Origin of the sequence: Streptomyces bobili (assembly GCF_002154575.1) — a bacterium.
GTDB lineage: Bacteria > Actinomycetota > Actinomycetes > Streptomycetales > Streptomycetaceae > Streptomyces > Streptomyces bobili.
This window is the reverse complement of record NZ_MUBA01000298.1, coordinates 1-7,848: the sequence shown is the minus strand read 5'-3', so window position 1 is coordinate 7,848 and position 7,848 is coordinate 1. Positions and strand designations below refer to the sequence as shown.

General features: G+C 70.2%; 8 protein-coding genes and 2 pseudogenes. 5 read left to right on the top strand and 5 right to left on the bottom strand.

Annotated elements, in window-relative coordinates; translation table 11 throughout:
* The 5 genes and pseudogenes from BZL64_RS23590 to BZL64_RS23575 form a co-directional block, all read right to left on the bottom strand.
* Window positions 1-530, bottom strand: a pseudogene (locus tag BZL64_RS23590) (hypothetical protein); the annotation flags it as partial.
* 92 nt (window positions 531-622) lie between these two features.
* Window positions 623-745 (bottom strand): annotated as a pseudogene (locus BZL64_RS39110) (isopenicillin N synthase family dioxygenase); the annotation flags it as partial.
* A 10-nt stretch (window positions 746-755) separates the two neighbouring features.
* Window positions 756-1,214 carry a nucleoside deaminase gene (locus BZL64_RS23585; RefSeq protein ID WP_086771200.1) on the bottom strand — a complete coding sequence of 153 codons (459 nt, stop codon included), beginning with the start codon at window positions 1,212-1,214 and terminating at the stop codon, window positions 756-758.
* Between the two features lie 128 nt (window positions 1,215-1,342).
* Window positions 1,343-2,092, bottom strand: a complete 750-nt coding sequence (locus BZL64_RS23580) for a MerR family transcriptional regulator (RefSeq protein WP_086771199.1) — start codon at window positions 2,090-2,092, stop codon at window positions 1,343-1,345.
* 62 nt (window positions 2,093-2,154) lie between these two features.
* Complete coding sequence (locus BZL64_RS23575; RefSeq protein ID WP_086771198.1) at window positions 2,155-2,511, bottom strand: PLD nuclease N-terminal domain-containing protein; 357 nt, start codon at window positions 2,509-2,511, stop codon at window positions 2,155-2,157.
* Window positions 2,512-2,599: 88 nt separating this feature from the next.
* On the opposite strand from BZL64_RS23575, the gene BZL64_RS23570 reads away from it, so the two are divergent.
* The 5 genes from BZL64_RS23570 (at window position 2,600) to mqnE (ending at window position 7,497) form a co-directional block, all read left to right on the top strand.
* Complete coding sequence (locus BZL64_RS23570; protein ID WP_086771197.1) at window positions 2,600-4,051, top strand: menaquinone biosynthesis decarboxylase; 1,452 nt, start codon at window positions 2,600-2,602, stop codon at window positions 4,049-4,051.
* Window positions 4,048-4,953, top strand: coding sequence for a menaquinone biosynthesis prenyltransferase MqnP (mqnP, locus tag BZL64_RS23565; RefSeq protein WP_086771196.1), 906 nt, complete (start codon window positions 4,048-4,050; stop codon window positions 4,951-4,953). The genes BZL64_RS23570 and mqnP overlap by 4 nt, the downstream gene beginning before the upstream one ends.
* Before the next feature lie 66 nt (window positions 4,954-5,019).
* Entirely contained in the window at window positions 5,020-5,682 is a 663-nt protein-coding gene (locus BZL64_RS23560) for a UbiX family flavin prenyltransferase (protein WP_086771195.1), read from the top strand.
* A 127-nt stretch (window positions 5,683-5,809) separates the two neighbouring features.
* Complete coding sequence (locus tag BZL64_RS23555; RefSeq protein ID WP_086771194.1) at window positions 5,810-6,265, top strand: Lrp/AsnC family transcriptional regulator; 456 nt, start codon at window positions 5,810-5,812, stop codon at window positions 6,263-6,265.
* A gap of 68 nt (window positions 6,266-6,333) precedes the next feature.
* On the top strand, window positions 6,334-7,497 hold the full coding sequence (mqnE, locus tag BZL64_RS23550; protein ID WP_086771193.1) for an aminofutalosine synthase MqnE: 1,164 nt from the start codon (window positions 6,334-6,336) through the stop codon (window positions 7,495-7,497).
* Window positions 7,498-7,848: the final 351 nt, after the last annotated feature.

Sequence of the window (7,848 nt, the reverse complement as noted above, 5' to 3'; positions counted from 1 at the left end):
GCCCACCGCCCGGCCACCCCGAACCGTGAACCGCGCTCGTTCAGCAGCAGGATCCGCACCAGCTCACGCCGGATACGCTCCGAGTCCGTCCGCCCGCTCCAGTCGCTGGCCCGCACCGCGACCAGGCCCGCCGTCAGCCGCGGGAAGGTGAGCTGCCCGGCGGCCTTCACGGGCTCGGTCAGCTGCTCGGCGAGCACCAGCAGGGCCTGCCACACCGGCGACCAGGACTCCGGGCTCTCCTCGTGCGGCGGCCCGGCGAACTGGACGTCCTCGCAGTCGATCAGCGCGACCGGTGTCCGTCTGCGCGCCTCACCCTTGCGCGTCCGCTCGGTGTACGCCTCCAGCACCTCGGCGAGCACCGTGCTCTTGCCCGAGCCCCGCCCGCCGGCCAGCACCAACACCGGTACGTCGTCGCCGTGTTCGGGCTTCACCGCGTGATGCTCGTACGGCCGCAGCCCGACGAGCCGCGGTACGAGACCGGCCGGGTCGACATCGAACAGCGCACCCCGCCCGTACAACCGTCTGTGCACCGCACCTCCCCCGTGGCCGGTCATCAACGCAAGGGTAAGGAGAGAGAGTTGATGTGTGCCAGAGCGCCCGGTGTCCGTTGCGTAACGACATGTCAGCCCACAGTGATCGAATCCAGCTTCTCCCGCAGGTACACGTGCGAGTCGACGGCCTCGTACACCACCCGCCCGACCGGGGCCGGCACGGACTCCACGACGGTCCCCGGTCCAGCGGGCCCGCAGGTCACGTCATGCACCGATGTCCTCGTTCCACAGAGCGGGGTGCTTCTCGATGAAGTCACGCATCATCGCGACGCACTCGGGGTCGTCCAGGAGCACGATCTCCACGCCGTGCTCCGCGAGCCAGTCATGGCCGCCGTGAAAGGTGACCGCCTCGCCGATCACGACACGCGAGATACCGAACTGACGCACCAGCCCGGAGCAGTACCAGCACGGCGAGAGCGTCGTCACCATCGTCGTCCCGCGGTACGTCCGCTGCCGCCCCGCCGCCCGGAACGCCGCCGTCTCCGCGTGCGTCGAGGGGTCGTCGTCCTGCACCCGCCGGTTGTGCCCACGCCCGAGAAGCGTCCCGTCGGCCCCGTACAGCGCGGCACCGATCGGAACACCACCCTCACCGAGCCCGGCACGGGCCTCCTCGAAAGCGACCCCGAGCCAGCTCAGCGCCGTCGCCCGATCCAAAAGGTCCATACCCTCACTGTGGCCGAAAGCCGACAGAAACATGCGCAAACGCGTTCCCGATGTTCCGGGGGCAGCCGACCGGGTCACCGACGGCATCGAGGCCGACTCGGGGCTCCCGGGGCTCGATTCCGGCGGCCTCACGTCTGTGCTGGGCCGTGACCCTCGGCGAGGTACGTCGACAACGCTCCCGCGGCTGCCAGCATGGCCTGGCTGCGGGTGGTCAGGGACTCCGCCCGCGCCGTCAGCGCCCTGCGCAGGGACTTCGCGCCGCCCTCCCGGCGCAGGTCCTCCAGCACGGGCCGGATCTGGTCCAGGAGGTAGTGGCTGCGGCGCAGGCTGTGGATCACCCGGGCGTCCCGCAGCTCGGCAGGGCCGTACAGCCGGTAGCCGGTGGGGTGTTCGCGCGGTGGGGTGAGGAGCGCGGCAGCCTCCCACACCCGCAGCGCCGACGGGCGTACGCCGATCAGGGCGGCGACCTCTCCGATGCGCAGGCCGGACCGCTCGCGGGGGTCCGGGGTGTCCTCGGCGAGAGTCTCCAGGGCCTCGCCGGTGGCCCGTAGCGACGCCCGTTCCTCGTGCAGCGCGGCGTGCGCGGCGTCGACGAGGGCGAGCGCGCCCGGTACGTCACCGTCGTGCACGGTCCGCATGATCCGGGTCGCCCGCACCGGGCCGTACCCGGCGAGCAGGGTCCGGTACGTCAGCAGGGCCCGCCGGTGCACGTCCCCGAAGGTGCGGTAGCCGGACTCGGTGCGCCCGGCCGGGGGCAGCACGCCCGCCTCCTCGTAGTTGCGGATCTGCTGGGTCGACAGCCCGGCGAGGCGCGCCAGGTCGACGGTGCGCAGGCGGCTGCCGCGCCCGTCGGCGTCAGGGTCGCGTGGTCTCTTCATCGTGATCGCGCACCACGGTAGCGGGCGCCCGGCAGGTGCTCAGTGGGAGACGTTGAGCCTTGTCAGCTCCCGTCGTCCCCCTTGCCCTTCCCGTCGTTGCCCATGCCGTCGTTGTCCTTCCCGCCGTTCTTCTCGTCGTCGTCGAGCGACTTCAGGAACTCGGGGTTGTCGTCCGGGGCGATCCACTGCCGCTGCTGCGCGCGGTTCTCGCGGACGCCCGCCCAGCCTTCGGCGGCCGGGCTGCGCTTCTTGCCGGCGACGAGCCAGGAGAGCGAACCGACGAGCGGGAACAGCAGGACGAGGATCGCCCACAGCGGCTTGGGCATGTGACGGATCTCGTCGTCCTTCGTGCTGATGCAGTCGATGAACGCGTAGACGCTCAGCGCCAGCGGTACCAGGAACATCAGTACCCGCAGCATGGGGTCTCTCCAGCGCAGAAGGCGGCGGGGCCACGAGGACGGGCCCCAGGTACGGGGTCAGGGTAGCCCCTCGGGGATACTTGGCCGCATGGCTTACGACGATCTTCGCTCCCTGCTCAGGGCCCTGGAGCGTGAGGGCGACCTCAAGCGCATCAAGGCCGAGGTCGACCCGTATCTGGAGGTCGGGGAGATCGTCGACCGGGTCCAGAAGTCCGGCGGCCCCGCGCTCCTCTTCGAGAACGTGAAGGGCTCGGCGATGCCCCTCGCGATGAACGTGTTCGGCACCGACCGCCGCCTGCTGAAGGCGCTCGGGCTGAAGTCGTACGCGGAGATCTCCGAGCGGATCGGCGGGCTGCTGAAGCCCGAGCTGCCGCACGGGTTCGTGGGGGTGCGCGAGGCGTTCGGCAAGCTCGGCGCGATGGCCCACGTCCCGCCGAAGAAGGTCAAGGACGGCCCCGTGCAGGAGGTCGTCCTGCGCGGCGACGAGGTGGACCTCGACCAACTGCCGGCGCTGTTCACCTGGCCCCAGGACGGCGGGTCCTTCTTCAACCTCGGCCTGACCCACACCAGGGACCCGGACAACGGGGTCCGCAACCTCGGCCTCTACCGCCTCCAGCGCCACGACAAGCGCACGATCGGCATGCACTGGCAGATCCACAAGGACAGCCGCAACCACTACCAGGTCGCGGCACGCCGGGGCGAGCGGCTGCCGGTCGCGATCGCCTTCGGCTGCCCGCCGGCCGTCACGTACGCCTCCACCGCCCCGCTGCCCGGTGACATCGACGAGTACCTCTTCGCCGGGTTCCTCGCGGGCAAGCGCATCGAGATGGTCGACTGCAAGACGGTTCCGCTGCAGGTCCCGGCGCAGGCGGAGGTCGTGCTGGAGGGCTGGCTGGAGCCGGGCGAGATGCTCCCGGAGGGCCCGTTCGGCGACCACACCGGGTTCTACACACCGCAGGAACCGTTCCCGGCGCTGACGATCGACTGCGTGACGATGCGGAAGAAACCGCTGCTCCAGTCGATCGTCGTGGGGCGGCCCCCGACGGAGGACGGCCCGCTGGGCCGCGCGACGGAGCGGTTCTTCCTCCCGCTCCTCAAGATCATCGTCCCGGACATCGTGGACTACCACCTGCCCGAGGCCGGCGGCTTCCACAACTGCGCGATCGTCTCGATCGACAAGAAGTACCCCAAGCACGCGCAGAAGGTCATGCACGCCGTGTGGGGCGCCCACATGATGTCCCTGACCAAGCTGATCGTGGTCGTCGACGCCGACTGCGACGTGCACGACCTGCACGAGGTCGCCTGGCGGGCACTGGGCAACACCGACTACGCCCGTGACCTGTCGATCGTCGAGGGCCCCGTCGACCACCTCGACCACGCCTCCTACCAGCAGTTCTGGGGCGGCAAGGCGGGCATCGACGCGACGAGGAAGTGGCCCGAGGAGGGCTACACCCGCGACGGCGGCTGGCCCGAGATGGTCCTCTCGGACCCGGAGACGGCGGCCACGGTCGACCGCCGCTGGAAGGAGTACGGCCTGTGACCTCGGCATCCGCAGCGCTCCCGCAGCAGCCGGGACGCACGAAAGCCTTCCTGCGCCTGGTGATGATCGAGCACTCGGTCTTCGCGCTGCCCTTCGCCTACATCGCCGCGCTGACCGCGATGTTCACGCTGGACGAGAACATCCACTGGGGCCGGCTGCTGCTGGTCACCGTCTGCATGGTGGGTCTGCGCACCTTCGCCATGGCGGTCAACCGGATCATCGACCGCGAGATCGACGCCCGCAATCCGCGCACCGCCCAGCGCGAACTCGTCACCGGTGCCATGTCGGTGAAGCACGCCTGGACCGGCGCGCTCATCGCCCTGGCGGTCTTCCTCGGCTCGGCGGCCCTGCTCAACCCGCTCTGCCTCGCCCTCGCCCCGGTCGCCGTGATCCCGATGGTGGTCTACCCCTACGGAAAACGCTTCACGAACTTTCCGCAGGCCATCCTCGGCCTCGCCCAGGCGATGGGCCCGATCGGCGGCTGGCTGGCGATCACCGGCGAGTGGTCCTGGGACGCGGTCGTCCTGGGCCTGGCCGTCGGCATCTGGATCGGCGGCTTCGACCTGATCTACGCCTGCCAGGACGTCGACACCGACCGCGAGACCGGCGTCATGTCGGTCCCGGCCCGCTTCGGCATCCCGGCCGCCATCTGGGGCGCCCGCGCCTGCCACGCCGTCACCACGGCCCTGCTGGTCTGGTACGCCGTCGCCACGGACGCGGGTGCCTTCTTCTGGCTGGGCCTGCTGATCGTCGGGGGCGCGTTCGTCTATGAGCACACCATCGTCCGCCCGCACGACCTGTCCCGTCTGAACAGGGCGTTCTTCTCCACGAACGGCTTCATCGGCATCAGTCTCTTCGTGTGCGCGCTCATCGACCTGCTGGTGCGCGGCCTCACCGTGTAGTCCGGTCCGGAGCACCTCCCCGTTCGCCGGTACGCTCAAGGTGTGAACGCAGGAGAAACGCAGCGCGTGCCTTGGATCGTGGGGGTGTCCGGGGCGTCCGGTACGCCCTATGCCGCCGCCGTGCTGCGCGCGCTGCTCGCCGGGGGCGAGAGCGTGGACCTGGTCGTCAGCCGCGCCTCGCGGCTCACGCTGCTCGACGAGACGGGGATCTCGTTCCGGGACGCGCACTGGCGGGACGACCTGCGGGACTGGCTCGCGCGGGGCGCCGACGGCAAGCCGGACACCTTCGACGTCGGCGTCGACCTGGACACGGACGCCGTGCGGTACTGGGGCGCCGGTGACCTGGCGGCGGGGCCGTCGTCGGGGTCGTACCCGGCGAAGGGGATGCTGATCGTGCCCGCCTCGACGGCCTGTGTCGCCGGAGTCGCGCTCGGGCTGTCCAAGGATCTGCTCCAGCGGGCGGCGAGCGTGACGCTCAAGGAGCGCCGCACGCTCGTCGTCGCCGTCCGGGAGACCCCGCTGAGCGGGCAGACCCTGCGGCACCTCGTCGCCCTGGACGACGCGGGCGCGAGCGTCGTACCCGCTTCCCCGGCCTTCTACGCGGGCGCCACCCACATCCAGGACCTGGTCGACTTCGTCGCCGGCCGGGTCCTCGACTCGGCGGGCGTGCCACACGGCCTCTACCGCCGCTGGACGGGCGAACTGGGCGGCGCCACCCGCCCCGCCTGAGCGAGGGCGAAGGCCGGGCAGCGGGCAGCGGCGGCGGCAGCGGGAATCACCGGCACCACCTTCAGCACCACCTCAGCATCATCACCTTCATCAATTCTCAGACCTCTTCATCGGAAGGCTCGATCGCATGGACGCGGTGGACAGGCAGCTCATCCAGGCCCTGAGGGAGAACGGCCGGGCCTCGTACGCGGAGCTGGGGCGCCTCGTCGGCCTGTCGGGACCCAGCGTCACCGACCGCATCAACCGGCTGGAGGCGGCCGGCGTCATCACGGGCTACCGGGCCACGGTGAACGCCGCCCAGCTCGGCCTGGGCGTCACCGCCCTCATCGGCATCTCCCTCTCGGACGCCGCCGACCACGAGGACGTGGCCGCGCGGATGAAGGACCTCAGCGAGATCGAGGACTGCTGGTTCATCGCCGGCGACGACTCGTTCATGCTCAAGGTCCGGGCGAACGACGTCGACGGGCTGGAGAAGATCATCCGTCGGCTGTCCGGTACGAAGGGCGTGTCCCGCACCCGTACGACCATCGTGCTCTCGACGAAGTGGGAGAACCGGGTCGGGGAGCTTCCCGAAGAGGTCTGATCGGTTGGGCGTACGGTTGACGAAGTGTGTCTCAGGGCGAACTCAGGGCGAACGGAAGAGGTAGCGGCATGGACGTCGGGCTCAAGCGCGAGCTGGAGCAGAAGGTCAGGGCCGGTGAACGGCTGACCCGTGAGGACGGCATCGCGCTGTACGAGTCGGACGACCTGGCCTGGCTGGGCGGACTCGCGCACGAGGTGCGGACGCGGAAGAACGGCGACGTCGTCCACTTCAACGTCAACCGCCACCTCAACATGACGAACGTGTGCACGGCGTCCTGCGCGTACTGCTCCTTCCAGCGCAAGCCGGGGGAGAAGGACGCGTACACGATGCGCATCGAGGAGGCCGTCAAGCTGGCCAAGGCGATGGAGTCGGAGAACCTCACCGAGCTGCACATCGTCAACGGCCTGCACCCGAACCTGCCGTGGCGCTACTACCCGCGCTCCCTGCGTGAGTTGAAGGCCGCCCTGCCGCACGTGTCCCTGAAGGCGTTCACGGCGACGGAGATCCACCACTTCGAGACGATCTCGGGTCTGTCGGCGTCGGAGATCCTCGACGAGCTGATCGACGCGGGCCTGGAGTCGCTCACCGGCGGCGGCGCGGAGATCTTCGACTGGGAGGTCCGCCAGCACATCGTGGACCACCGCACGCACTGGGAGGACTGGTCGCGGATCCACCGCCTGGCGCACGAGAAGGGTCTGAAGACCCCGAGCACCATGCTGTACGGCCACATCGAGGAGCCGCGCCACCGCGTGGACCACGTGCTGCGGCTGCGCGAACTCCAGGACGAGACCGGCGGTTTCCAGGTCTTCATCCCGCTGCGCTATCAGCACGACTTCGTGGACATGAAGGACGGGAAGGTCCGTAACCGGCTTCAGGCCCGTACCCAGATGGCGACCGGCGCGGAGGCCCTCAAGACCTTCGCGGTCTCGCGCCTGCTCTTCGACAACGTGCCGCACGTCAAGGTCTTCTGGGTCATGCACGGCGTCCAGACCGCACAGCTGGCCCTCCAGCACGGCGCGGACGACATGGACGGCTCGGTCGTCGAGTACAAGATCACCCACGACGCCGACAACTACGGCACCCCGAACAAGCTCACCCGCGAAGACCTCCTCGACCTCATCCGGGACGCGGGCTTCCGCCCGGTGGAACGCAACACCCGCTACGAGATCATCCGCGAGTACGACGCCCCGGACCCGGCCCGCAGGGAGTCCCCCCAGCCGATGAGACTCTGACCCGCACGTCCCACCCGGCGGGGGCAACTGGTCCCACCAGGGGGCGCGGGGAACTACGCGCCCGGCCTCCACGGACCCGCACCCGACGCCACGCCCCACCCCGGCGGGGCCGGCCCGGAAAGTACGGGTGACTGGTCCCACCAGGGGGCGTGGGGAACTGCGCGCCCAGCCCCCCACCGGCCCGCACCTGAGAACGACCGTTCAGCTCCGCATACGGGGGTACCCGTCACTCGTGACCCCCCGTACAACCCCTGCCCCCGAGGACCAGTACACCGCCGCCCCCTTCATCCCCGAAGGGACCCTCACCCTCCCTGCCCTGCGTGAGGCCGCCGCCGGCTGCGATGGGTGCCC